Consider the following 26,656-nt stretch of genomic DNA (forward strand, 5'->3'; position numbering starts at 1 on the left):
GCGGCGGTCTCATGCGGCGGTGATGCGGCAGACCTCGGCCAGGCTGGTCACGCCTTCGAGCACCCGATCAAGGCCGCTGCGACGAAGGTTCGGATAGCCCTGGGCGCGGGCCAGGGCGTCGAAGTCATCGGCGCTGCCCCCTTCCAGTATCAGCCGGCGCATGCGTTGGTCCACGGGCACCACCTCAAATAGCCCGACCCGCCCCTTGTAGCCCTGGGTGCAGTGACGACAGCCCACGGCCTCGTACAGCTGGGCGCTATCGGTCTCGGCCTGGGTCAGTCCACGTTGCACCAGCACCTCGGCAGGCAGGGTGACCGGGGACCGACACTGGCTGCACAGGCGCCTCGCCAGGCGTTGGGCCACGATCAAGCTGACCGCGCTGGCGATATTGAAGGCTTCGATGCCCATGTTCGACAGTCGCGACAGGGTATCGGCGGCGGAATTGGTGTGCAGCGTGGACAGCACCAGGTGGCCGGTCTGGGCGGCCTTGATCGCGATCTCGGCGGTTTCCCGGTCGCGCACCTCGCCGACCATCACCACGTCCGGGTCCTGGCGCAGAAAGGCGCGCAGTGCGTTGGCGAAGTCCAGGCCAATGCGGGGCGCCACATTGACCTGATTGATCCCGGACAGCTTGATCTCCACCGGGTCCTCGGCGGTACAGATATTGCGCTCGACGGCGTTGAGCTGGTGGATGCCGGTGTACAGCGTCACTGTCTTGCCGCTGCCGGTGGGACCGGTGACCAGAATCATCCCCTGGGGACTTGCCAGGGCAGCCTCGAACAGCCGGCGCTGGTCCGGTGAAAAGCCGAGCTGCTCGATACCCAGGCGTGCCGACCTGGAGCCCAGCAGTCTAAGCACGATCTTCTCGCCATAGACGGTAGGCAGCGAGTTGACCCTGAAGTCGATGTCCTCGCCATCGTCGAGCTGGACCTTGATGGTGCCATCCTGGGGCAGGCGGCGTTCCGAGATGTCCATCCGCGCCATCACCTTGAGGCGCGAGGCGATGCGCCCGCGAAGGTTAAGCGGCGGCTGGGCCACTTCGTGGAGCAGGCCATCGATGCGAAAGCGCACCCGAAAGGACTCCTCGAAGGGCTCGAAGTGGATGTCCGAGGCACGCTTTCTCACCGCGTCACGCAGGATGGTGTTGACGAACTTCACCACCGGCGCGTCATCGGCCTGGTCGTTCAGGCTGGAGCTGAGCCCGGAACCCAGCCCGGCATGGAGCTCCTCGTCCAGATCGGCATCCTGTTCAGTGTCGAAAGCCACGCCCTGGCCAGAAGCCAGATCCGACTGCAGACCCGGCTGCCGCGACTGAGACATCTTGCCCCTACGCTCGTCGACGCCCGTACTGTTCCCGCTTGAGGCGCCTAGCGCCCCCAGGGCGACGGCGATGGCGCCATCATCGGGGCGATCGGCGCCCAGGTAGGCGTCAAGCAGCGCGCGGATCTGATCCAGCGGTGCCAGCGCCGGCTTCAAGCTCTTGCCGGTGACGAACTGAAGCTCACCGAGGCGAGCAAGAGTAGAAGGGTAGGGCACCGCGACGTGCAATTGATGATCATCGAGGCTAAGCGGCAGTACCGAATGCTCGCGCAACAGGGCTTCGGGGAAGTGAGAGAGCGCCGGCAGTTCGCTCGGCTCCAGCTCCTGTAGATCGACAAATGGCAGGTCGTATTCTTCTGCCGCAGCTCGGGTCGCTGGCCCTATGCTCACCAGTTCATGCTCCACCAGGTAGCGCAACAGCGTGCTGTGGCTGTCCTGGGCCTCCCGCTCGGCCCGCAGCGCCGCCGGAGGACTCAGTAACCCCTGTGACACCAGCCGTTGGGCCAATCCACTGTTTGGCCCCTGCGGCGAGCCGTTGCCGAACCCCTGGTCAAATGGCACTGCACCCTCCCTGGAAGTGGACCCACGATGGGCCCGATAGCTCCCGTCGGCGACATCCTGAATCTAGCCGTCAGTCTACCCCGCTACAGAGCGCCCATAGAGGCCGCACAAGCGGTTTTGTTATCCGGACCCGAATCAGCGTCAAGGTTTGGTCGTATAGCCCTCAGAGGCGCCCGCAGCGCCAAGTAAGATGCTCCGAACCCGGTAGGGCGGCGTTATGGAGCTTGATGGCCTGGCTCAGCGCCATTTTCTCCAAGCCGCACCACCGGTCAGGAAGTGCACCACCGTGAAACGGCAAAAAGCCAACAGGGAGCATCAGACATGGAAGACAGTAAAAGCAGTACCAGTACCAATATCAGTAATTCTGAGCAGAGCGGAACCGTGATACCGGCAGGGCAGGGCGGCTTTACCCTGATAGAGCTGTTGGTGGTGGTGGCCATCATCGGGCTGCTATCAGCCATCGCCATACCGCAGTACACCAATTTCCAGAAGCGCGCCGCGGTAAATGCCTGCAAGGAAGAGCTGGCAGCTGCGAGGACGGCGTTGTCGGTCAGTGGAACGCTAGGAACGGCGGACAAGACAGCGCCAGCGCTGGATGCTGAATATGCCTGGAGTGCATGCGACGGTACTAAGGTCTCGTACACTGCACCGACAACTGACGCAGAGGGTTCGCTAGAAGCGGCGCCGGCCAATGCGGACTATGCCGATGCTGATGACCCAATTTCGCTCGATATTCCGGAGCTTGTCGATGCCTCGACATTGTAGTCAGTCAAGCCTCTTGGACTTGACACGCGCTATTGGGTCGAGTCGATCTCGAGACTGAAAAGTTGGTACCTGCCGAGTAAAGGGGGATATCACTTTGAATGGCCCTAGTATTATCCACCATGGTGGCGCCGATGGCGTCACCGGAAGCTGTCACCGTCTCCAGATATCACCTGACCACGCCATCTTGATCGATTGCGGCCTGTTTCAGGGAGAAGACCTCAATGGCCAGTCTAGCTTTGAACGTCACCAGATCGAATTTTCGGTGGACGACGTCATCGCTCTGGTGGTGACCCATGTCCATATCGATCACATCGGCCGCCTGCCCTACCTGATGGCAGCAGGGTTCAAAGGCCCCATCATCTGCACCCCGCCGAGTGCGCGGCTGCTGCCGCTGGTGATCGAGGATGCCCTCAAGATTGGCTTTACCCGTGACCGCAGGCTAATCGAGCGTTTTCTTGATACCGTTGAGATGCATCTTGATCCAAGTCCCTATGGCGCTTGGAAAACCCTGTTAAACGATGAGCGTTACAAGGTCAAGGTGCGTCTACAGAACGCGGGGCATATACTCGGTTCAGCATACGTCGAAATTGATGTTGAGGACGAGCGCGCGAGTCTGGATAATCGCTACGTCTTCTCGGGGGACCTCGGGCCACCCGACACCCCGCTGTTGCCGGATCCCACACCGCTGGAGCGGGCGGACGTCCTGGTGCTTGAGAGCACCTATGGCGATAGAAGGCATGAAGGCCGCAGGACGCGGCGCGCACAGCTCAAGGAAATGATTTATCGTGCACAGCGCGAGGGCGGTAGCGTGGTCATTCCAGCCTTCAGCATAGGCCGCACCCAGGAGCTGCTCTACGAAATCGAGACCCTTCTGCACGAGCGACAGACAGAAGAGAAAGGCGATCGCCCCCTGATCATCGTCGACTCACCACTGGCCGCACGCTTCACCGAAGTATACCGAGACCTCAAGCCCTGGTGGGACAGCGAAGCCAAGGAGCGACTCGACCAGGGCCGCCACCCCCTCAGCTTCGATGGCCTCGTCACCGTAGATAGCCACGACGACCACCTCGCCATGGTCGAGCACCTCGCCATGGTCGAGCACCTCGCCACCACCAACACCTGGGCCATCGTCATTGCCGCTAGCGGCATGGTCACCGGGGGCAGGGTCGTCAACTATTTGAAGCGACTCCTTCCTGACTTTCGCCACACCGTATTGTTTGTTGGATATCAGGCTGAGGGGACGCCTGGCAGGCAGATTCAGCGAGCGAAACGTGGGAGCGAAGTTGTTCTTGACCGAGAGAGCGTGCCGGTGAATGCTCACATCAAGAGTATTTCGGGCTTTTCAGCGCATGCGGATCAAAAGAACTTGATCGATTTTGTCTCAGAGCATGGTAGGAAAGTCGACAACGTTCGACTAGTTCATGGAACTTGTAAAAGCCAGCGTAAGTTGGCGGGTGCTCTTAAAACGCATGCTGCAGCTGTAAATGTAGTGTCTCGGATGTTCAATTGACCAAAAGGAGCTATCCTTTGATAGCCGCCCGAGGGCTTCTCCGTCAATTCATCCAGGAGCATTGCCGTGGACATCAAGCTTCATAAGCAAGCCACTACAACCCCGAAGATCCGCGCTGAGATCCAGGCGGCTCCCGCTCACGTTACCGATACGGCGCTGGCGGAGCGCTTTGGTGTCAGTGACATGACGATACGTCGGTGGCGGCACCGCGATGATGTCTATGATCGTCCCCACACCCGTCACAACCTCAAGGCAACGCTCTACCACGAGCAGGAAGAGGTGCTGATTGCGGCACGCGAATTCCTTCGTCTCGGGCTCGACGACCTGCTCGTCGTCGCCCGGGAGTTCTTGCACCCCACGTTATCCAGAGCGGCGCTCCACCGGATGTTGAAACGTCGCCAGGTGCCCACCTTGGCCCAATTGGCTAAGAGGGACCAGGAGGGCAAGAAGGAAGCGCCCAAGCCCTTTCGAGACTACGAACCGGGCTACCTCCATATCGATATCAAGTATCTGCCGCAGATGCCTGATGAGACGCAGCGCCGCTATCTGTACGTTGCCATCGACCGAGCTACGCGCTGGGTCTATCTGGAGGTGCGCTCCAGCCAGGCGGCAAGCGATGCTGAAGCGTTTTTCCATCGGGTCGTTGAGAAGGCCCCGTTCAAGATCCAAAAGGTGCTGACGGACAATGGCAAGAGCTTCACGGATCGCTTCACCTCTGGTGGAGAGCGCAAGCCCACCGGACAGCATCCGTTTGACCAGGCATGTGCAGAGCACCACGTGGAGCACCGCCTGATTCGACCGGGCCACCCTCAAACCAACGGAATAGTCGAACGCTTCAATGGCCGTATCAGTGACGTCTTGGCGACGCGTCGCTATGTCTCCGGAGAAGACCTGGAGCAAACGCTAAAACGATACTGCTGGCTGTACAATCATCACATCCCGCAGAAGGCATTGAAGCACCAGGCCCCCATTTCTGCGATGAAAGACTGGCAGAATAGGCGTCCTGAACTATTCACCAAGCGTGTAATTAATCATCCGGGACCTGACACCTAGGCCAAGGTCTCATGATCAGTAAATTCCGAGTTGTTGTGTCGACGCCTGAGCCATGAGTCAGACCAGATTTAAAGATAAGGTTATATTTATGTGTGGTGTTTTCTTTGCATATGATAAAAATTTGGACATCGAGAAAGCAAAAAAGAGTCTTGATTTGATGTATCATCGCGGGCCTGACGGATACCGATCTATACAAGGGAGTAATTATTTTTTAGGACATCGTCGACTGTCTATCATAGATACTAGTGATAGAGGTTTTCAGCCGTTTGTGTCAGAAGATGAGAAAACGGAAGTTGCCGTTAATGGCGAGATTTATAACTACAAAGAAATCCGAGGGGAGCTGGAAGAATGTGGTGCAAAATTCTCAAGTCAATCTGATAGCGAGGTGATTCTTCACGCCTATTGTCATTGGGGTGTGGATAGAATGCTAGAGAAAATAGATGGTATGTATGGTGTCGTGATTCATGACAGAGAGTCAGGAAAAATTGTATTCTTTATTGATAGGTATGGGGTTAAGCCATTATTTTATCAAGTGGATGGTGCCTGTAGTAAGGTTATTGTATCTAGTGAGATCGCGAGTTTAAAAAACTACAGCTCGGATCTGGTTGTTGATGAGACAGCTATATTCGATTATCTAGTGTATCGGTATGTACCGTATCCAAAGTCAATCTATGTTAATGTTTTCAAGGCGTCACCAGGACAAGTGGTTGAGATTAATCTGAGTACCTTTGATGTTAATAAAAGATTTTACTGGGAAATGAGCAATGAGAAAGCTAGTATCAACGTAGATGAGAATAAAAGTACGATTGAAAGACTTATTAGAGATTCAATGGAGTTGCAGGTGGTCTCTGATGTGCCACTGGGATTCTATCTAAGCGGAGGTGTTGATTCTTCTTGTTTGTTATGCAGTGCAAGAGAATTAAATTTGGATCCTCGAGCAATTTCGTTAGACTTCGTAGGGTCCGAAAAATCAGAGAGAGACTTTGTTGATGAGTTCTGTGATAAGTTAGATCACAATAATCTTGATATTATGACAATTGAACCACAAGATACGAATCATGTCCTTGGGGAAATTGTCAAAAAAATGGGCGAGCCAATAGGTGATGATTCTGTAATTCCGACCTACTTGTTGAATAAAAAAGCGAAAGATAAAGTTACAGTGGCTATCGGTGGTGATGGAGGCGACGAGTTGTTCTGTGGTTATTCTAGATATAAAATTTTGGCGCCTGGAGTGACTGCGGGTAAATTGCTTTTTTTAGCCAAGCATTATATTAAACACTTTAGAAGTAAGTTTTTATGCGCGTTTAGGTACGACGAAAGATGGGAAAGGTATACTCACTTGTTGGGGGGCATGCCTGCTTCCAAAGTTTATAGGGACTACCGCAATTTATTTCCAAATCTTGAAAGTAATTATGATCCTTATTGGCATTACAAGAGGCACTATGAAAAAAGTGATGGTGTGAAAGACTATATGAGGTTGGATTTTAAAACCTTTCTACCAGGGTTGATATTTTGTAAAGTAGACTTTGCATCTATGTTGAACTCAGTAGAGGTGAGGGTGCCGTTCATGGATAGAACTATCGTAGAGTACGCCTTTTCTCGATATGACGAAAAATCAAAGCGAGATTACGGGACGAAGACCCTATTAGTAGAGTATCTTTATAGAAAGACCGGTTTAGACTTTACAAAGAGAAAGAAACGAGGATTTGGGTTGCCTGGGCCCAAATATTATCAAGATGGAAATAGCGAGAATGTTTTTCACGTAAGGGTGCTGAAAGATTGGCTGGAATACAACGTTTAAAATGCTGAAGTACAAACGGTTTCTTTTAAATTCTGCCAACTTTCTAGCAGGTAGCACTGTCTCCTCTGGCGCTACCTTTGCATCCGTATTGATCTTGGCATCAATATTAACCCTTGCTGATTTTGGTGAATTCTCGCTGGTTCTGGCAATAGTTGCCGTAATAGAAGGCTTATGTTGTTCACAGAGTTGGCAAGCTGTCGTAAAGTTCTACCCTAGAAAAAATAGTGATTTTAAAGAATGTTATCTTAGGATTGTCAGAGCAAGTCTTAGTACTGATGTTTTAAATGCTTTTTTAGGCATAGTGGTATTGGTAGTAGTTTTATTGAACTCTAGTTGGTTTGGCATATCAGATCCACAAGCTCTAGCAGCGTATGGGATCGTCATTCCATTTAGAATGATCGGGACGTGGCAAGGAGTTGCTAGAGCGGAAGAGAAACTAAAATATATTAATGCGCAGTTGCTAGTTGTAGGGATGGGAAAACTTGGTTTAGCGCTATACGTAACGCAAAAACCAGAGATGGATATTGTTTTTATTCTTCTGGGTTTTGCCTTTTTCGAGATAGTTGGATCTCTTCTTCTAGTGATTTTAACAGTTGGCATAGTGAATAAAAACTGTAGAGAATGGCTTTTTACTAAAATCAGTAATCAACATGAAGGTCATGAGCTTGCAGATATAAAGAGGTTTATAACAGTCAATCATTTCAACGTTACCACGGTGCTTTCTATTCGAAATGTTGATGAAGTCATTGTGGGAAAGATTATCAGTCTTGAAGCTGTAGGGGTCTATAAATTAATTAAATTATTTGCAGCTATTTTGTCAAAGCTTATCGAGCCGATGTATATTGTGATATACCCAGAAATAAATAAAATTCTTTTTGAAAAAGGAAAGGGTGAGGTGCTTTTCTTCCTTAAAAAGATAACCTTTATTTCGTTTGCTGGTGCTCTGTTTTTTGTCTTGGTGAGTGTTGGTTTTGGTGGGCTAGTGTTGGACGAGTTTTCTGATGGGAGTGTGCAGAACGCATACTATGCATTACAAATTTATGTTGCGGGGGTGGCAATAAATATGTTGTTCTTTTACGCTCACCCATTGTCGATCTCATTAAGGCTGGAAAAATATGTCCTAAAGATTAATATAGTAACAGGTATTGTGTATTTGGTTTGTTTATATGCACTTAGTACGTACGTAGGTGTTCTTGGCGTAGCACTTTCAAACTTTCTGTATAATGTTGCTTCCGCTTTTCTGCGTCTACTTCCGTCTTTGAAAAAATTGAGAATCGAAGGTGAATAAATTTTATTATATTTCAAATTCAGTAATCCCTAGTAAAACGGCAAATTCAGTTCATGCAATGAAAATGTGTGCCGCGTTAGCAAGGAATGGAGTCCGGGTGGAGCTGTTAGGGAAGAAAATGCGGAGGACCGCCTATGGGGGTGAGGACATTTTGTTGCGTTATGGTGTGAAAGATAAATTTAAACTTAATCTATATAGTTTATACGGCAAATCATTTTTATCTCCTATAATTAATTTTATTTTTTTTCCCTTTTTTATTTTTTTTAAAGCTAAGGACGCCTTGATATATTCGAGAAATGTACATTGCTCTTTTGTGCTTTCATTTATATTGAGAGTACCGCACGTCTACGAATCACACGGAGTGTCCTCGAAACTAATTAACTCGTGGGTGGAAAAAAGAGTATTAAGGTCTTCGAGCATAACAAAAGTAGTTGCTATTTCAGAAGTTTTAAAGCAAGATTTGTTGGTGCGATACAAAGTTGCGAAGGAAAAAGTTGTAGTTGTGCATGATGCAGCTGACGAGGTTGATGACTTACCATCTATACCAGAGTTTAAACTTTGTGGGGAATACGACTTCAATGTCGGCTATGCAGGGAGTCTTTTGCAGGGGAAAGGAGTGGAGTTGCTTTGCGAGGCTGCCCTTCGTCTTCCTCGTTACGCATTTCATATTGCAGGGGGAGATGGCGATACTTTAAATAAGCTAAAAAAAAGATATAAAAACGCTAGCAATTTGTTTTTTTACGGCCATCTCTCGCAACCAGACGTTATGGGTTTTTTGAATGAAATTGATGTTGCTGTTTTGCCAAATATGGCGAAGGTATTGACTGCAGATGGGGAGGATATTGGTAAATATACTTCGCCCCTAAAGCTTTTTGAATATATGTCGTTTAGAAAGAAGATTGTTATATCCGATATTGCGGTGTTCAGGGAAATAGTTTCTCCGGCTCAGGTATATTTTTTTAAAAATAGTGATGTTGCTTCTTTGGCACAAACAATCGATGAGTCGGTTAATGTGGAAAAAGATATTGATTCGCTTTTTGATCTTTTTGTCGATAAGTATACATGGAGTAAAAGGGCAAGAAGAGTTATTAGGATATGCGAAAGATGCCGTAAAGAGTAGCCCTCCGACGTTAGGTATCCTTTCTACCTCCTGAATCCGTGAGACCGACTCCCTGAAATGCTTCTAACCTACTAATCTGCATGGCAATATAGCGAATATCGCCATTCACCCAGACAGTCTCATGCCCAACGTCAAGTTCCGCGCCTGTCGCCGCACCCTCACCAGCCACGCCGGGCTGTCCATCATCGGGCAGTGCTTCGAGATCGCTGGCGTCGACAGCATCGACAGCCGCTTCCCCACCACGCTGGGCATGCGCACCAGCGACGTGATCAAGAGCTACCTGGGCCTGCTGTGTCTGGGCATGAGCGACTATGACGCCATCGAGAACTTCCGCCGCGACAAGCCCTTCCAACAACTGCTGACACTGCAGAATGATCTTACCCAGTAGCGGTGGACACCCCGTTAAGGAACTACGCTGAACGAGGTGACCCATGACAAAGCCAGCTACCCCCATGAAGAAACAGCAACGTGCCCACTACACCGATGCCTACCGCGAGGAAGCTCTATTGCTCGCTGAACGGGTAGGTGTCACCACTGCCGCCCGTGACCTCGGCCTCCAGCCTAGTCAGATCTATCAATGGCGCACCAAAGCCCAGCAGCGCAAAACGGTGACGGAACGCGAACAGGCTCTTGCTGACGAGAATGCCCGGCTCAAGCGCCAGATGGCTGATATGGCGGAGGATCTGGCCATCGCAAAAAAGGCAGCGGTGTACTTCGCAAAAAGCCTGAAGTGAAGTACGCCTTCATCCAGCAACACCACAAGGTCCACCGCATCCGGCGGATGTGCGCGTTTCTCTGCGTCGCCCGAGGCTACTACGTTTGGCGCAAACGTGTCGATGAGGCGTCTCCACGGCGACGCCAGCAGGCCGAGACGGACCAGCGTGCGGCAGAGTGCCATCAATACCGATCTGACAGCACGGGTGAAGCTGGCCGGGGAACGGTTCCCTACCAATTCTTTCGTCGACTGGCATGCGTCCTGGGGGAGAAGCGCAAGCCAATTCAGCGCATTAAAGGCTGGCAAGTGCGCAAGCGGCCTCAGCGCTTCCGCCATCGTGCCATGAGTCTGCCGTTCGTCGCATCGAGGCCTGATGAATGCTGGGCAACAGACCTCGTTTGTGTGTGGTGCGGTAAGGATCGGCGGGCTAGCTTAGCGATCCTCATTGACTGCGGCACGCGTGAGATCCTTGGCTGGCGGTTAACGGGCAATGGCAGCAACAAGACCGTGGAGGCGGCGTTGGAAGAAGCGCTGATCTATCTGCTCGGTGCGCTGGGGCGCGTGCAGCCGTCATGGGCCTTTCGCTCCGATAACGGGCTTATTTTCCGCAGCCGCCAGTACACGGGCCCGGTGAAGGCCTATGGCATGACTCAAGAGTTCGCAACGCCTCATATACTTCGGAACAGAGCGGGCTCAAGGAGCGCTTCTTTCGGTCCTTGAAGGACGATTGCATCTGGCTCCATCGCTTTGAATGGCTGAGTCAGGCCAAGGTCGTCATCAATCGATGGATTAGCTACTACAACGAATAGCGGCTACATCAATCCTCGGCTACGTGGCACGCCGAGTACACCCGGATTTAGCCGCGGAGGGTGGGCAAAATCCAAAGGGGTGTTACAAGGGAGTGTTTGCATGCTGGGGAGCTTTGTTGGGCTTTGGCTCGCCATTTGTAGAACTGGCTGGGCTGGAGGTCAAACTCTCGGCAGGCTTAGAGCCAAGGCCTGATCCTTGTACGCTTGAGAACAAACGGGTATGGGACTTATCCATCAAAGTTGCTTGCCTTTATATGGGGCCACCTCGTTCAAAGTAGCTCCTTAAAGGGGGGGCGACTGGTCATGGGTAAGATTATGTCTAGACCGTCGATTACGAGTGGACTTTTTCTCAAAATCTAGCGATGACGAACGCGATGTTATTCGGGAAGTGAAATGAAATTAATAAAGCAAACGACAATTTTATGCATCGTGTTCTTTTCCATAGTAGGGATTAAGTTTGATAGTGGGTTTGACACTGTATATTTTTTATCATTGTTTTTTTCTTTTTATTTGATAGCCAGGGGGGGGCAACACGGAGTTTTACTCATATTATTTACAGCAATATTTTTGCTTTTTTTGTCGCTTATTAATTATGTCGTATACGGATACGTTGGTTCTATCGAGTTTTCGCTAAGATACCTTCTTTTAGTTATGCTTGGTGGAGGTCTTTGTAGTTTTCTTATCCAGCATCGAATAAAATTAGAAGATTTTAGAAAAATTTTCGTTGTTTGTGTTTTCATAAATTCGATCTTTGTTATTCTGCAAAAAATGGTACCCGGGTTTGCAGATTTTATATATGGTTTTTCATCAGTATCGAGCCAGACAACTGGTTATTTCTATGGGGTCCGATTCCCGGGGTTGTTGTATGCGGGAAATGCAGTTAACGGAACTTTGCATGGAATAGGTTTAGTATGGGCTAGCTACTATTACTTTAACAATTATAAATTGAATTTAATGTGGCTGGTTGTGTCTTTGGTTATATTCGTAAGTCTTTTTTTGATGGCTAGGACTGGTGTGTTTATATTTTTGATATGTTTGATGCTATCCTTTGTTTTTTACTCTAGAAAAAGAAGGATAGTCTTCTTGCTGCCATTTTTCGTGATTTCTATTATTGTTTTGTCTCCTTATATTAAAGAGTCCTTAATTTGGTTTTTAAGCGATTTCTCTTCAGGTGACTCAGAAACATTTTCGAGACTATCAAAAATGGTTGTTGTAAGCCAAGCTGAAGATACGTTCGCATCTTATCTTTTTGGAAGTGGTAGTAGTGGAAGAGATTCTTTTTATCTAGAGTCTGATATTGGATATACACGATATTCGCTAATGTTTGGCTTTGTGGGAACGTGTGTGCTATTGTTTCCATACTTTGTTTTTTTGATCACTTTACTAAAAGCATTTTTGAGATCTTGCGATCCTGCTTTTTTAGTTGTTTTATGTTTGACATTTTTTGTGGTGTTTGTCGGTGCCGGAAAGGAAATTTTTATAGGGTTAAAAGGTATTACGATCTATTTTACAATAGAGTATGGATACCACTTCTGTTCGAGGAATAAAAATTGGCTTTTGATCAATCAGCGTGAAGTCAGTTTGAGTAGATTCAGGAAATAGGTGAATTGATCATGCCTTATTTATAAGTCATGTTTAGTGTGTGGGATTTCCAGTTTACTAGAAGGAGCTTTTATTTTTTAGAAGCCCGAGGATTTCTTAGTCAGTTCATCCATGAACATGTAAAGAGCCCCCCCGAGTTCGACACTTTCAGCCCGATTTTGGCCTGAAACCGGCCCCTGTGGTCTGAGAATTCAGTGACTTATCGAATCGTGGCCAACATTCTTGTAGTGACACGTTTTTCTCGTGGCACCTTGCCAATAGCTGAGTAGGCTGTCTATGGTGGTGACATGTTCGTCAAAGTCACCAAATCCGGGCCGCGCCGCTACGTGAAGCTCGTCGAGTCTTACCGCGACGAAGCTGGCAAGTCGCGGCAACGCGTGATCGCGACGCTGGGACGCCTGGAAGCCGTCACGGCGGGGGAATCCAGCGCGCTGATCAATGGCCTGCTGCGCGTCTCCGGCCAGCCGACGCTTGAAGAAGGCACCGGCGAGACCGACTTTGCGCCGGCGCGATCCGTTGGCGATACCTGGCTGCTGACGTCGCTCTGGAAAGAGCTTGGATTGGATGACGCCTTCCGGCGGGTGCTACGCACCAAGCGGCAGTTCGATGCCGAGCGGCTACTGCGGGTCATGGTATTCAATCGGCTATGCGATCCCGAATCGAAGCTCGGTGTGCTGCGCTGGCTGGAAGATGTGCTGGTGCCCGATGTCGACACAGCCTCGATCAGCCATCAGCACCTGCTGCGCACCATGGACACGCTGTCGAACTGCAGCGAAGCCCTCAATGACGTGCTGGCACAGCAGCTCAAGCCGCTGATCGATCAAGAGCTGTCGATCGTCTTCTATGACCTCACCACGATCCGGGCAGAAGGCAGTACCTCACTCGATGGTGATGTTCGCCATTATGGTCCCTCGAAGGAGGGCGGGATCGCCCGACAGTTCATGCTGGGCGTCGTGCAGACGGCGGAAGGCCTGCCCATCCACCATGAGGTATTCGATGGCAACGTCGCGGAAACCAAGACGCTGCTGCCGACCATCGAGACCGTGGTCAAGCGCTTCAACGTCCGCCGTGTCGTGCTGGTGGCCGACCGTGGGCTGCTCTCCCTCGATAACCTGGAGGCCTTGTCAGCCGTGCGTGTCGAGGGACGCCCCCTCGAGTTCATCCTGGCGGTTCCGGGTCGCCGCTACAGCGAGTTTGATGATCTGCTGAAGGTGTTTCATCAGACCCACTGCCAGGACGCCGACACCGAAGCCTATGGCGAGATGGCATGGCAGGATCACCGGTTGATCGTGGCGCACCGGCCGGAAGTCGCCAAGGTGCAGACGGCGGCGCGCGATCAAAAGCTCGAGGCACTGCAAGCTGATGCTCGCCAGTGGTTCGAGAAGCTGGATAACCAGGATGCCGGGCGTCGCTATCGCGGCAGAAAGCTCTCTGATGCCGGCGTGACGGCCAGGTTCTACAAGGCCGTCACTGATGCTCACCTCGGGCATATCCTGAAGGTCGACCTGACGGCCGAGACGTTTAACTACGTGCTGGATCAGCGAGCGCTCGATCGCGCCAGGATGCTGGATGGCAAGCTGCTGCTGGTCACCAATATGGCTGATCATGAGCCACAACAGATCGTGGAGCGCTACCGGGCGCTGGCTGACATCGAGCGCGGCTTCCGAGTGCTGAAGAGCGACATCGAGATCGCGCCGGTCTACCACCGGCTACCGGATCGCATCCGCGCTCATGCGCTGATCTGCTTCCTCGCCTTGGTGCTCTACCGGGTGCTCAGGATGCGACTGAAGGCGAGCAGTCATCCGCTGTCGCCGACGCGGGCACTGGAGATTGCCCGCAAGATCCAGTTCCACCAGGTCCTGCTCCACCGTCGCGAGACGGCGAGCGGCCTGACCAAATTGAAGCCTGAACAGCGCGACCTTTTCGAGGCGATTGGCCTGCCGGCACCTGCTGCATCACGCTTGTAGTGCCAATTTTGAAAACGCGTTTCCAGGCTAATCAGTAGTTTACGCTTCTAACTGTCGAACTCGGGGGCGGCTATCAAAGGATAGCTCCTTTTGGGCAATTGAACATCCGAGACACTACACTTAGACCGGTTTATATATTTTTTTGGTCAAGATCGTTCGTCACTATGCGACAGAAATAAACTGGTAAAAGCCCTAAGATGGCTATTGTACGTTGAATAGTTTTTGAGACGGACATGCCGGTAAGTTTTAGCAAATATAACAGATCCATTGATAGTATAAAAATAGAGTTTCATCCTCTCAAGTTATTTAGGTCAAAAATGATTAGGAAAAAATCCGAAGTTGAAGGAGAGGGGTTATGAAAGTGCTGCTAGTAGCAAGAAGCTTTAAAAAAGGAGGCGCCGCTAGCGGAGCAAAAAATCTAAAGCTGGCTTTGGAGAGTGCGGGCGCTGAAGTTGTTGAAATAGAGGCTTCCAAAGAGCAGGTGGGTAAGGTAAAAACGGCGGCGAGAGTGGTTGAACGTTGCTTTGAAAGAGTTTTGTTTGATGCAGAGACGCATTTCTTTAAGTTCTATCCTGCATCTCTAAATATATTGAGGTTGATTGAAAATCATAAACCAGATGTAGTTCAGCTATGTGATGTTTCCGCTAATACAATTTCTTTCAAGGATATTCGAAAAGCGCCATGTCCGGTAATACATCGGATGAGTGACTTTTGGCCTTATCATGGGGCAAAACACTATGCAGAAAAGAATAGTCAGAATTTGCTATCAAATTCAATTTTTAAGTTAATTATTTTTAATGAAAATAATGTTCCTTGCTGCCGTGTGGCGCCATCGATTTGGCTCGCCGGAAAAATAAATGAAAATAAAGAAGTTAGATCCAAAGTTAGACATATTAAAAATGCCGTTGTATGTTCTTCTCAGAAACGTAAATCTCTCTCAGGAAAAAGAGTGTTAAGGTTTGGTTTTATATCAGGAAATATCGATGATCCAAGAAAAGGGTTTTCTGATATATTTAAAGGTCTAGAGTATTTGCAAGCGCAAGGTCAAAAAGTCGAGTTGCATGCTTTTGGTAATCCTAGTAATGTTAAAGCAGTTAGATCAACAAACGTATATGTGAAATTTCATGGCCCTTTTAGCAAAGATTCATTGCATTGGGTTTTTGATGAATTTGACATTTTGCTTTGTCCATCCAAACTGGATAATTCTCCAAATGTAGTGTGTGAGTCGTTTTCATATGGCTGTCCTGTGATAGCTCAATCTGGCACGGGGATCGACACATATGTTAACGGGCAAAATGGGAAACTTTTTGATTTTCAGAATGCCTCTGATGCTAATTTAGAAAGATTTCGGATTCTGAGTTTGGAAATAACTGAATGCTATGAAGATTATTCTGAATGTGCTTTCCTATTTGCGAAGAATGAGCTTTCTCCTGAAAAAATAGGAAGTGAATACATGTCTTTGTACCGCGAATTATTGAAGTAAATGGATAGAAATATTTAAAGTTAAAGAAAGATATATTCTTTGTTTCAGATGTTAAAAGGGTTGCCATGAAAGCTCTAATTACGGGTGTTACTGGGCAAGATGGTTCGTATCTTGCTGAATTTTTGCTGGAAAAAGGATATGAAGTTCACGGTATTAAACGCCGTGCCTCTTCGTTTAATACTCAGAGGGTAGATCATATCTATCAGGATCCTCATGTTGAGAACCAAAGCTTTGTTCTGCATTATGGGGATTTATCAGATTCAACTAATTTGACGCGCATTATACAGGAAGTTCAACCAGACGAGATTTACAATTTGGCGGCACAGTCGCATGTGGCAGTGAGTTTCGAGTCCCCCGAGTACACCGCCGATGTAGATGCACTGGGTACATTGCGTATTCTTGAGGCAATTCGATTGCTTGGTCTCGAGAAGAAGACCAAATTCTATCAAGCATCGACCTCTGAATTGTTCGGCGACGTACAGGAGACACCTCAGCGCGAGACTACACCTTTTTATCCTCGCTCACCATATGCAGCTGCTAAATTGTATGCTTACTGGATTACAGTAAACTACCGCGAGTCATACGGTATGTATGCCTGCAACGGCATTCTATTTAATCACGAGTCGCCGCGCCGTGGTGAGACTTTTGTAACGCGTAAGATAACTCGAGGTTTGTCCAATATCGCCCAAGGGCTGGAGGAATGTCTTTATATGGGCAATATGGCTGCGCTACGCGACTGGGGGCACGCGAAGGACTACGTGCGAATGCAGTGGTTAATGCTGCAGCAGGATGAGGCCGAAGATTTTGTCATCGCTACCGGCAAGCAGATTTCTGTCCGCGACTTCATTTGTATGAGTGCTAAGGAGTTGGGTATTGCATTGCGTTTCGAAGGCGAGGGGCTGGCTGAGGTTGCCATCATTGATCGTATCGAAGGCGACAACGCGCCAGCGCGAAAAGTTGGGGATGTAGTCGTGCGAGTCGATCCGCGCTATTTCCGCCCAGCAGAAGTCGAGACACTGCTGGGTGACCCCGCCAAGGCCAAGACAAAACTGGGCTGGGAGCCAGAGATCACCGTGCAAGAGATGTGTGCGGAGATGATTGCCGAGGATCTCAAAGTGGCTAAGCGCCATGCGTTGCTCAAGGACCACGGATACGAGATTCCTGTCTCGGTGGAGGGTTAAGTATGACACGCGACCTCGACCAGGCGATATTTGTGGCCGGGCACCGTGGCATGGTGGGGTCAGCCATCGTGCGTCGGCTAGAAGCGCTTGGCTACCGTAACATCCTTACCGCCAGCCGGGATGAGCTGGATCTCACCAATCAGAACCAAGTGCAAGCCTTTTTCGAACATCATTCTGTCGATCAGGTCTATCTGGCGGCGGCAAAGGTAGGGGGAATACAGGCTAACAGCATCTATCCGGCCGAGTTTATCTATCAGAACCTGATGATCGAAGCGAATCTCATCCATAGTGCTCATCAGGCGGGGGTTAACAAACTGTTATTCTTGGGATCGTCGTGCATCTACCCCAAACTGGCCAAACAACCTATGCAGGAGGAGGCTCTCCTTACCGGCTCTTTAGAACCAACTAACGAACCCTATGCCGTTGCCAAGATCGCCGGAATCAAGCTCTGTGAGAGCTACAATCGCCAATATGGCCGTGACTATCGTAGCGTGATGCCAACTAACTTGTATGGACCTAACGACAACTTCCATCCAGAGAACTCTCATGTAATCCCGGCGCTGCTGCGCCGCTTTCACGAAGCCAAGCTGAATGGGGCCAGTGAGGTAAGCGTGTGGGGGAGTGGAGAGCCGATGCGTGAGTTTCTGCACGTTGATGACATGGCTGCTGCTAGCGTACATGTGATGGAACTCGACAGCGCTATCTATGAAGCTAATACCTCATCAATGCTCTCGCATATCAACGTTGGCTCCGGAAAAGATTGCACGATCCGCGAGCTGGCCGAGACAGTTAAGCGAGTCACCGGGTTTGAAGGGAACGTGACTTTCGACGCCAGCAAGCCCGATGGAGCTCCGCGAAAGCTTATGGATGTCTCTCGACTCAGGGCGCTGGGTTGGCAGTCCAGCATAACCCTGGAGGATGGTCTGGCGGATGCCTTCCGCTGGTTCCTTGAAAACCAAGATCGTTCTCGCGGCTGATTGAGATGAAGGAGTCACGGCAGAACGGCGATGGATGGCTAAGTGATGATGCTTTCCATCAAACGGTGGCGAATACCCCGTTGGTTTCTCTGGACTTCGTAGTGACCAATACCCAGGGTGAGTGGCTGTTGGGTCGGCGTGTAAATCGGCCGGCTCAGGGCAGTTGGTTCGTGCCTGGTGGGCGAGTGCGCAAGGGCGAGACCCTAGAAAATGCCGCCCACAGGTTGACCCAAGAGGAGTTGGGACACCCAGGTGACTTGAAGGACATGGATTTCTTAGGTGTCTACCAGCACTTCTATGCCGACAGCATGCTTGCTCCTGACCTGTCGACTCACTACGTGGTGCTGGCCTACCAGTTCGTAGCGGAGCTAGATATCGAGACGCTGCCAAGACAGCAGCACAGGTGTTATCGATGGTGGATGCCACAGGCCGTCGCTTGCGATGAGGCCGTGCACGTAAATACTCGAGCCTACCTACCGGCGGTTGCCTTTCAAAAAACCGAATAAGGAGATTTTCATGATCACGCCTGTCATCATGGCCGGGGGCAGTGGCTCGCGGCTTTGGCCGCTGTCGCGTCAGTTGCGGCCCAAGCAGTTTTTGCCCCTGACGGGTGAAGGCAGCATGCTGCAGGAGACTCTCAAGCGTATCGCGTCCCTCGAGCATCGGTCACCAATACTTATTTGCAACGAAGAACATCGTTTCTTGGTTGCGGAGCAGGTGCGGCAGTTGGGCATCGCTGACGCGCGCATTCTGCTCGAGCCAGAGGGACGCAATACCGCTCCGGCAATTGCTTTGGCGGCATTGCAGGTGTCAGAGAATGATCCCGACGCGTTGCTTTTGGTTCTGGCCGCCGATCATTTGATTCGAGACGTGGCCCAGTTTCACGAGAGCGTGGATAGTGCCCGAGAGCTTGCCGAGCAGGGGCAATTAGTTACCTTTGGGGTAGTGCCTACCCATGCTGAGACCGGGTACGGCTACATCCAGCGAGGCGCAGTGATGGGTGACTGCGGCTTCCAAGTCCAGCGTTTCTTCGAAAAACCTGACAAGGCCACTGCTGAGGATTACCTAGCGACCGGAGGCTTCTATTGGAATAGTGGGATGTTCCTTTTCTCGGCCAAGCGCTACCTTGAGGAACTGGAACGCTTCGAGCCAGATATAGTCGGGGCCTGCCGGGCTGCGCTGGCCGGCGCCAGTGAGGATTTAGATTTCACACGACTGGATGCCGAAGCGTTCAAGGCTTGCCCGGCCGATTCCATCGACTTCGCCGTCATGGAGCGAACTAACTGTGCCAGTGTAGTACCCTTGGATGCCGGTTGGAGTGATATCGGCTCGTGGTCAGCACTATGGGAGGTCAGCCATCGTGACGTGCAGGGCAATGCCTGCAGTGGTGACGTTATGCTACACGATAGCCACAACTTGCTGGTGCATGCCGATCATCGATTGGTGGCAACGGTGGGTGTAAAGGACTTGGTGGTAGTTGAAACTAAAGATGCGGTGCTGGTGGCTCATAAGGATCGAGTGCAGGAGGTCAAGCAGATCGTTGAGCGCCTCAAGGCAGAGGGGCGCAACGAACAGATAAGCCATCGTGAGGTCTATCGTCCTTGGGGGGTCTACGATAGCATCGATAGTGGTAGCCGATATCAGGTCAAGTGCATCACCGTGAAGCCAGGTGCCAAGCTCTCGGTGCAGATGCATCACCACCGCGCCGAACATTGGGTGGTGGTTTCTGGCACAGCTAAGGTTACCATTGGCGAGACAACTCACATTGTTAGCGAGAATGAATCAACCTACATCCCTATTGGTCAGGTTCATGCCTTGGAAAATCCTGGAAAGATCCCGCTTGAGTTGATCGAGGTCCAGTCGGGTTCTTACCTTGGAGAAGACGATATCGTACGTTTCAACGACCGCTATGGGCGCTGCTGATGGGAGAGCCGCTGACGATTTCTGTGATCACCGCCTGCTTCAATAGCCAGGCGACCATAGGCGAGGCCATTGCAACGCTCAAGTGTCAGGGCTGGCCACACATCGAGCATGTGGTGATTGATGGAGCCTCAACGGATGCCACTGTAGCCGTTGCCAAGCAGACTCTGGGGCAGGGAGATGTGTTAATCTCAGAGCCGGATCGGGGCATCTACGATGCTTTGAATAAAGGCATTGACCGCGCTAGTGGGAGCGTGGTGGGGTTCCTGCACTCCGATGACCTCTATGCCCATGAAAATGTACTGGCCAATGTAGCCGCCTGTTTTAAGGACCCTTCGGTGGGAGCCGTCTATGGAGATCTGCAATATGTGGATGCGGCAGATACCGAACGAGTGATTCGGCATTGGACGTCTGGCAACTTCAGCCAAAAAAAGCTCAGGCGTGGCTGGATGCCGCCGCATCCCACTTTTTTTATGCGGCGTGAGCTCTATCGAGAGTTGGGTGGCTTCAATCTCGGCTATCGGATTGCCGGTGACTACGAAGCGCTGCTACGTTATCTCGCCAGCGGGAAGGTCAAGGTTGTGTATCTCCATGAGGTACTAGTCAAGATGCGCGTGGGTGGGGCTAGCAACGGTAGCGTGAAGCAGATCCTGCGTAAGTCCCGGGAAGATTACACTGCAATGCGGAACAACGGCATTAATCCTCTGGTCGCGCTGCCTTACAAGAACCTCTCGAAGTTGCCGCAGTTTCTGAACAAGAGGAAACGTAAAATCAATGAGGTCGGATAAATAGTTTGGCCACAGGTCTTGCTCGCTATACGACATGATATACACAGTAAGATTTAGCCCCTTGGAATTGTGATGTTTGACGCCCCGAATGATTCTTGGCTGGACAGGAGGAGTCAAGGCGATTTTCTTGTTTTCCGGTCATCATTGAAGCATCGTTCTGTACTAGCGTCACAAAATCGACGTTGCTAGGAAACTGGAGAAACAGGTTAGATCAGAAACTGCTCCAGAGTGTATACGACAAAGTCACTTCGCCTAGCTGGACAGGACCACAGCGGTAATCAGATCACAGACAGTGCCGTGTCTAGGGAGCATCGGTCTCATCTGGCTCTTAGCTGATTGGTGACAAAGGTATCTCTTTATCCTTGCGCTGCCGCTGCGGATACAGTAATCATGACAGTAGTGCCATCGTGCACTCAGTTCTGGCAGGGCGCTATAACCAGAAATCTTCGTTTGGTCCTTCTTCGTTAACTAGTAGGGCTGAGAATAAGCTCAAAATACAACTTGGGTCGTGTTTGTGAATTATACTTATGAGCGTCGCCACTCGAGGTGGTATGAAAAGTTCCTTTTAGGAGTTTATTTTCAACTTTTAGTTGGACTTCCTTTAGTGATATTCGTTCCTTCATTGGAAAGGTGGGGGTGGGGGTTTTGGAACGCGCTAACTGATAATCGCATAAACAGTATTTTAGCTATCGGTCTGGCATTTTGCGCTATAGTTTTTTTTCTGCGTCGGTTTACGCGCTTTCCTGGTGTGCGAGTGGCAGCCTATGTTGCACCAACGGTAACCCTGGCATTTCTTGTTGTCGTTGCTGTTTTGCTGTTCACTAGAGAGGCCTACACTCGCCAAGTCATATTTATGGGTTATCTAACATGCCTAGCCTGGTTTTTTTCTGGTTATTTTGTAGGGCGGCGTTATAGGCAGCTAAAAATAGGTGTTGTTCCTGTTGGTAATGCCGTGGAAATGAAGTCACACTCAAGAATAGAGTTGCGTAAGTTGAGCTCTCCTGAGCCCGACGGTGTGCGCTACGATGCGATAGTTGCGGATTTGAGAAGCGATAACTTGGGTGCAAAGTGGGAAAGGTTTTTGGCTGAATGCACCCTTTGTAGAATCCCTGTATATCATGTAAGGCAAATTCAAGAGTCAATGACTGGCAAGGTTAGGGTCGACCATCTTTCCGAAAATGAATTTGGTTCTTTGATGCCGTCTGCCATTTATTCAAATGTAAAGCGTGTCATTGATTTGGTTGCTGCTTTATTGCTGCTTCCTCTTTTTCTTCCTATTATGCTGATAACAGCTGTATTGATCCGAAAAGAAAGTGAAGGTCCTGCTATTTTTCGGCAGAAAAGGATGGGGTACAGAGGGGAGGCGTTCGAGGTTTACAAGTTTCGTAGTATGTATGTGGGTAAGGCGGGGAAGGGATTTACTGACGGGGAACACGATCCACGTATAACACGAGTCGGAAAAGTGATTAGGAAGTTCAGGATAGACGAACTGCCCCAGATTTTTAATGTAATTAAGGGTGAGATGAGTTTTATTGGACCTCGTCCGGAGTCGATGGAACTCTCCGAATGGTATGAAAGAGATGTGCCTTTTTTTAGGTATCGCCATGTCGTCCGTCCAGGTATTTCAGGGTGGGCACAAGTAGAGCAGGGGTATGCTGCAGAAGTTGAAGGCATGATTGAAAAGCTTCAATATGACTTTTATTACATAAAGCATTTCTCCCTTTGGTTGGATGTCCTTGTGTTGTTCAAGACCGTGAAGACGGTGTTTACCGGTGACGGCGCAAGATAAAGTTAATTTGGTCGATAATAAATGTTTCAAGAAAAAAATTGTGCTGTTGCTTTCTCCTCCATTTTTACACCGAAGTGGATGTATGTTTTTTGTCTTGGGCTGACGTTCATCTATGGGGGGCTACGTATATGGTTTCCTGATGTTGGCCAAAAGGCAGGAACCGTAATAGCCTTGCTGGCATTGGTTCTGATTCTATGGAAGGGGAAGACGCTTCGAACCAGTATGGTTTTCTGGTGTCTGCTAGGAGTCCTGATTGCCCAACTGTTAAGCTGGGGGGCAGGGTATTATCACCATCCGGACTGGTTACCAGACAACCCCGAGTTGGATCGGCTTGGTAAGTGGTTTTTGTTCGTAGGTGTCGCATTCTGGCTTGGTGGTATGCGTAAGCATGTGTGGACAGTTTTGCTGCTTTCATTAATCGGCTTTATGGCAACATGCTTTCTTTTTGAAGGTTCGATTGAACAGTGGTTGCGAGGCCTCCAGGGGAAGAGAATTGACCTTGATATAAGAAATGCCCAACATACCGCCATGTTTTTTGGCGTGGCTGTTATTGGCTTATTGTGCTTTTCTCGCCGTTGTTTTTCACCTGGCCGATTATCAGCGTTGACGGTTCCTTTTTGGGTCATTTCATTCGCTGTTTGCCTGCTCGGCGTCTTCGTGACTCAGACTCGTGCGGTGTGGCTTTCGCTGACGGTAACCACATTTCTCGCGATTCTTGTGTTTTTAATAGTGATCTTCAAAGGGACTGTCTCCAGAAGTATCAAAAGGCAGGGAGTCGTAGCACTCGTGTGTATTCTGGCCCTTCTTGGAACAGGAGGTTTTGTCTTCAAGGATACGCTCGAAAAACGTCTTTCGGCCGAAAATTCGGTTATGGTCAATGCCTGGCAAGGTAACTGGGAAGAAGTACCTTATAGTAGTATCGGCAACCGTCTTCACACTTGGCGCGCTGGCCTCGAGTGGTTTGCGGAACGTCCAATCGTAGGCTGGGGTGGTGAAGGCCGAGGGCTGGTAATCGACCACACGGATTGGCTGCCCCAATCGGTCAAGGAAAGGTATGGTCATCTGCACAATACGTTATTGGATTTTCTCGTAAGCTATGGATTGCTGGGGCTGACCGTCATTATTGTTCTTGTTATATGGACTGGCTTAGGAAGTTGGAAGGCTTGGCGAGCAGGAGTGATGCCGACAGAAGTCTTTGCGTTTGGTTGGGCATTTTTTGTCTACTACTTTATCGTCAGCCTATTTGAATCCTATAGCTTCTTTTGGACGGGGTCCTACATCCAAAATGTCGTGATGGGAGTAGTCGTCACCTTTATCTGGCGGTGGCAGCTGGAGACCGGGAAATCGGTTTTCTCATGTCGAAAGAGACTGACTTCTTCATAGTGACTCTGGACTGTTAGCGCTGGCCCAGGCGCTGTCGCACGAAGTTTTCATGTGTCTTGATATGGGTCTGGAAGAAATCGTGACCGCTGTAGTCACTCCAGTCTGCGGAGGGGATTCCGCTCAGTAACCTCTTAAGCTTTCGTTTCAGTTGTCGCTCAAGCCCTGGCGTGCCTCCAAGATCGTGCATGGAGTGCAGTGCCAGGGCTTTTAGTTTCTGGACTTCGATGCTTAGCGGGAAGCTGGCGATTCTATCGTTTCGAGGTGATGGTGTGGTGACGTGAGTTGGCCATACGCCCGCAGCGGCGTGAGCGGGCCCCCTAGGGAAGCCGCGTGTGCTCTTCAAATGGTTGGCGTATAGCAAAAGGTGGTCAGGGACATGTCCGCTTTGCTCGATGGCTGCCTGCAGGTGTCGGGTGCTGGCGATATGGTCGGCGTGAGGGTCGATGTCGGGGTGGGGCGTAATGATGGATGTCGGTTTGATTTTGTTCAGTAGCGATGCGAGGTCGCGCTGGAGATTATCCCCAGTATTTTGCGCCAGCCCGTCAGTTGGGAGAGACAGTTTGTTCCACTGGCGATAGGTGTCGGGCGTGAGCGTTGGTGCAGACTGTGAGGGCACGACAGTGTCTGGCTTCTCAAACAGCTCTGCAAGGGTGTCGTTGAAGTAGCCTAGCATGATCAGTTGCTCTGCCGGCACACCGGCGAGCAGGGGGGTGGTGGCGCTATTCCAGGCGCGAATAAAACCCTTTCGCTGTGAGGCCTCATCTAGTGAATCATCGAGTCCTGGCCAATATTGCTTGTTGAGGCGTTTGAGGCGCTCGCCCGCGGTGATGGTGACGATCCAGGTGTTTTTGGGGTGCTGGCTATAGATACCGAAGGCAGCGAGTTCCGCGTCATCAGGGTGGGGCGCGATGATAAGGATTGGTCCGTTCGCCAGGTCCGGATTGCGAAAACCCAGAAGGGTGGCATCGCGCTCTAGCGTCAGATGTTTCAGCGTTAGCTGGAGTTGGTCGAGGGTCTCTATGCCTGTGAGGTTGATTAGGCGCTTGCCGGTCTCGTTGGGCTCGAGATACTGGGTAAAGAGTTCCGTAGCTTGGCTTTTACTTCGGTCCAAGGTTGTGACGGCTGGCAACTTCAAGTGTGACGTCGCCCGGTAGCGTACCTCCAGCATCCAGGTGTTGGGTCGAACGTCGCCCGCGCTCAGTGCGGCAATGGCTGGGTCAGCCAACTGAATGATGCCATTGTCGTTGATGGTGGCCTTGCACTCCCAATCGGGTGCAAGGGGTAAGTGGTGGTCACGCTGGATGGGCATAGAGGCGTTCCGAAGGGGCTTCTGTCAGTGCCATAAGTTGCGCGATAACGCTTTGCGGTTCAAATACTTTGATCATTTTCTCGTCGATGCTGACAGGTTCTTGAACGGCTTCCAGAAGCTTTTCGGCAAGGCCTGCATCGCTGGGCTCGGCCAGCAGCCTGCCTTGTGGGCCCGCCAACACCTCGCTGATGCCGCCTGGTACCTTGCAGGCGACGCACTGGGTGCCGAGGGCCAGGGCTTCGACCAAGACGATACCGAGCCCTTCGAAGTTGGAGCTGAGCACCAGGGCGGTTGCGTCTTTCATCCAGGGGTAGGGGTTGTCCCGTTGGCCCAGAAAGTGGACACGGGCGGCAAGGCCGAGCTCCAGGGTCATCTCTTCCAGATGGCGACGTTCGGAGCCATCGCCAATGATCACCAGATCGTGGTCCAGACCTTGATTCACCGCCAAATGGTAGGCCTTGAGCAGCCGCTGCTGGTTCTTTACTGGAACCAGTCGTGCAACGTGTACCAGGTAGGGGCAGGTGATGGCCGGTTCTGCCGGTTCTGTTGCCTTACAGCGTATGTCTTCGATCGGTACCGCGTTGTAGAGAAGTTCGCTTCTGCTGGGCTCGACCCCTTGGCGCTCCAGATAGTCGCCGACTTCCTGCTGTACCCCTCTGGAGACGTGAAGTAGTTTCTTGCCCTGGTACAAAGTTCTCGTCAGCCAGCGGCCTTTGGCGGTGTTTGGAAATCGCCCTGTCACGGCTTCGACGACGCGCCAGGTGCGTTCGTCATCGAACGCCCAGAGGTTCTCGAAGGCGCCCTGGCCTCGAATCAGGATAAGGTCGAAACGCCCATGCTGAGCTTCCAGTGTTGCCACATAGTGCTTGAAGGCATTTGAGCAGCGCCTGCCGCGCCAGACGAACCCCGACTGCTTGATAAGAGGAGACAACAGCGCCTTGTCGGCAAGATGGGTGAAGCGACCTATGCCCTGGCGGCTCTCACGATCAACATCGTATTGGTGGAGCCAGCAGGTTTCTCTATCGGCTGATGGGGCTGTGCCCTTGAGGACCAGCAGGTGAGCCTCGTGGCCGGCGCTTTGCAGCTCCCTTGCCAGGTTTCGTGTGGCCTGCTCTATCCCGCCCATGCCCATTCTTCTCAGTACGAGCAGAACGCGCTTTTTGTCCTTCATATTCCCAGTCCCAGCTTTTTCTTCGATTTTTCGTTAGTTTAGCAGGTGATTGGTCGGTGCGAATGGGCGAAATAGCGCAGTTTATGATCCAGCACAGTCGTCTTACAGGGCACGGATGGCCCGTGGTGAGGAGGGTAGAGGAAG

22 protein-coding genes are annotated in these 26,656 nt (G+C 50.9%); 19 read left to right on the forward strand and 3 right to left on the reverse strand.

Going from position 1 to position 26,656, the window contains the following annotated elements; all coding sequences use genetic code 11:
• Window positions 1–9: 9 nt before the first annotated feature.
• On the reverse strand, window positions 10–1,881 hold the full coding sequence (gene pilB, locus C9F12_RS01845) for a type IV-A pilus assembly ATPase PilB (RefSeq protein WP_240184132.1): 1,872 nt from the start codon (window positions 1,879–1,881) through the stop codon (window positions 10–12).
• Between the two features lie 321 nt (window positions 1,882–2,202).
• On the opposite strand from pilB, the gene C9F12_RS23010 reads away from it, so the two are divergent.
• The 19 genes from C9F12_RS23010 (at window position 2,203) to C9F12_RS01935 (ending at window position 24,032) form a co-directional block, all read left to right on the forward strand.
• The gene (locus tag C9F12_RS23010) at window positions 2,203–2,646 is read left to right on the forward strand and encodes a prepilin-type N-terminal cleavage/methylation domain-containing protein (protein WP_108447772.1); all 444 of its coding nucleotides are present in this window, start codon (window positions 2,203–2,205) and stop codon (window positions 2,644–2,646) included.
• 94 nt (window positions 2,647–2,740) lie between these two features.
• Entirely contained in the window at window positions 2,741–4,156 is a 1,416-nt protein-coding gene (locus tag C9F12_RS01855; RefSeq protein WP_108447773.1) for an MBL fold metallo-hydrolase, read from the forward strand.
• Window positions 4,157–4,222: 66 nt separating this feature from the next.
• Window positions 4,223–5,209 carry an IS481 family transposase gene (locus C9F12_RS01860; RefSeq protein WP_108447774.1) on the forward strand — a complete coding sequence of 329 codons (987 nt, stop codon included), beginning with the start codon at window positions 4,223–4,225 and terminating at the stop codon, window positions 5,207–5,209.
• 52 nt (window positions 5,210–5,261) lie between these two features.
• Entirely contained in the window at window positions 5,262–7,010 is a 1,749-nt protein-coding gene (gene asnB / locus C9F12_RS01865; RefSeq protein WP_108447775.1) for an asparagine synthase (glutamine-hydrolyzing), read from the forward strand.
• A 1-nt stretch (window position 7,011) separates the two neighbouring features.
• Window positions 7,012–8,298 carry a hypothetical protein gene (locus C9F12_RS22440; protein ID WP_162816363.1) on the forward strand — a complete coding sequence of 429 codons (1,287 nt, stop codon included), beginning with the start codon at window positions 7,012–7,014 and terminating at the stop codon, window positions 8,296–8,298.
• Window positions 8,291–9,418, forward strand: coding sequence for a glycosyltransferase family 4 protein (locus C9F12_RS01870; protein WP_162816364.1), 1,128 nt, complete (start codon window positions 8,291–8,293; stop codon window positions 9,416–9,418). Before C9F12_RS22440 ends, C9F12_RS01870 begins: the two co-directional genes overlap by 8 nt.
• 121 nt (window positions 9,419–9,539) lie before the next feature.
• Window positions 9,540–9,806 carry a hypothetical protein gene (locus C9F12_RS01875; RefSeq protein ID WP_240184133.1) on the forward strand — a complete coding sequence of 89 codons (267 nt, stop codon included), beginning with the start codon at window positions 9,540–9,542 and terminating at the stop codon, window positions 9,804–9,806.
• A 43-nt stretch (window positions 9,807–9,849) separates the two neighbouring features.
• A complete protein-coding gene (locus C9F12_RS01880; protein ID WP_108447777.1) occupies window positions 9,850–10,152 on the forward strand; it encodes a transposase in 303 nt (100 codons plus the stop codon).
• Window positions 10,149–10,853 carry a DDE-type integrase/transposase/recombinase gene (locus C9F12_RS01885; RefSeq protein ID WP_108447778.1) on the forward strand — a complete coding sequence of 235 codons (705 nt, stop codon included), beginning with the start codon at window positions 10,149–10,151 and terminating at the stop codon, window positions 10,851–10,853. Before C9F12_RS01880 ends, C9F12_RS01885 begins: the two co-directional genes overlap by 4 nt.
• Before the next feature lie 482 nt (window positions 10,854–11,335).
• Window positions 11,336–12,544: a hypothetical protein gene (locus tag C9F12_RS22445; RefSeq protein ID WP_162816365.1), complete on the forward strand. Its 1,209-nt coding sequence runs from the start codon at window positions 11,336–11,338 to the stop codon at window positions 12,542–12,544.
• Between the two features lie 287 nt (window positions 12,545–12,831).
• Window positions 12,832–14,511, forward strand: coding sequence for an IS1634 family transposase (locus C9F12_RS01895; RefSeq protein WP_108447780.1), 1,680 nt, complete (start codon window positions 12,832–12,834; stop codon window positions 14,509–14,511).
• 355 nt (window positions 14,512–14,866) lie between these two features.
• A complete protein-coding gene (locus tag C9F12_RS01900) occupies window positions 14,867–15,994 on the forward strand; it encodes a glycosyltransferase (protein ID WP_108447781.1) in 1,128 nt (375 codons plus the stop codon).
• 65 nt (window positions 15,995–16,059) lie between these two features.
• Window positions 16,060–17,175 carry a GDP-mannose 4,6-dehydratase gene (gene gmd, locus C9F12_RS01905; RefSeq protein WP_108447782.1) on the forward strand — a complete coding sequence of 372 codons (1,116 nt, stop codon included), beginning with the start codon at window positions 16,060–16,062 and terminating at the stop codon, window positions 17,173–17,175.
• A 2-nt stretch (window positions 17,176–17,177) separates the two neighbouring features.
• On the forward strand, window positions 17,178–18,152 hold the full coding sequence (locus tag C9F12_RS01910) for a GDP-L-fucose synthase (RefSeq protein ID WP_108447783.1): 975 nt from the start codon (window positions 17,178–17,180) through the stop codon (window positions 18,150–18,152).
• A gap of 5 nt (window positions 18,153–18,157) precedes the next feature.
• Window positions 18,158–18,658, forward strand: a complete 501-nt coding sequence (locus C9F12_RS01915) for a GDP-mannose mannosyl hydrolase (RefSeq protein ID WP_108447784.1) — start codon at window positions 18,158–18,160, stop codon at window positions 18,656–18,658.
• A 10-nt stretch (window positions 18,659–18,668) separates the two neighbouring features.
• Window positions 18,669–20,075: a mannose-1-phosphate guanylyltransferase/mannose-6-phosphate isomerase gene (locus C9F12_RS01920; protein ID WP_108447785.1), complete on the forward strand. Its 1,407-nt coding sequence runs from the start codon at window positions 18,669–18,671 to the stop codon at window positions 20,073–20,075.
• The gene (locus C9F12_RS01925) at window positions 20,075–20,860 is read left to right on the forward strand and encodes a glycosyltransferase family 2 protein (protein WP_205254608.1); all 786 of its coding nucleotides are present in this window, start codon (window positions 20,075–20,077) and stop codon (window positions 20,858–20,860) included. The genes C9F12_RS01920 and C9F12_RS01925 overlap by 1 nt, the downstream gene beginning before the upstream one ends.
• 514 nt (window positions 20,861–21,374) lie before the next feature.
• Window positions 21,375–22,649, forward strand: a complete 1,275-nt coding sequence (locus C9F12_RS01930; RefSeq protein ID WP_108447980.1) for an exopolysaccharide biosynthesis polyprenyl glycosylphosphotransferase — start codon at window positions 21,375–21,377, stop codon at window positions 22,647–22,649.
• 21 nt (window positions 22,650–22,670) lie between these two features.
• Entirely contained in the window at window positions 22,671–24,032 is a 1,362-nt protein-coding gene (locus C9F12_RS01935; protein ID WP_108447786.1) for an O-antigen ligase family protein, read from the forward strand.
• Between the two features lie 13 nt (window positions 24,033–24,045).
• Here C9F12_RS01935 and C9F12_RS01940 read toward each other — a convergent pair whose 3' ends face one another.
• On the reverse strand, window positions 24,046–25,341 hold the full coding sequence (locus C9F12_RS01940) for a PIG-L family deacetylase (RefSeq protein WP_108447787.1): 1,296 nt from the start codon (window positions 25,339–25,341) through the stop codon (window positions 24,046–24,048).
• Window positions 25,325–26,512: a glycosyltransferase gene (locus C9F12_RS01945; protein WP_108447788.1), complete on the reverse strand. Its 1,188-nt coding sequence runs from the start codon at window positions 26,510–26,512 to the stop codon at window positions 25,325–25,327. Before C9F12_RS01945 ends, C9F12_RS01940 begins: the two co-directional genes overlap by 17 nt.
• Window positions 26,513–26,656 lie beyond the last annotated feature (144 nt).

This window comes from Halomonas sp. BN3-1, assembly GCF_003056325.1.
GTDB classification, from domain to species: domain Bacteria; phylum Pseudomonadota; class Gammaproteobacteria; order Pseudomonadales; family Halomonadaceae; genus Halomonas; species Halomonas litopenaei.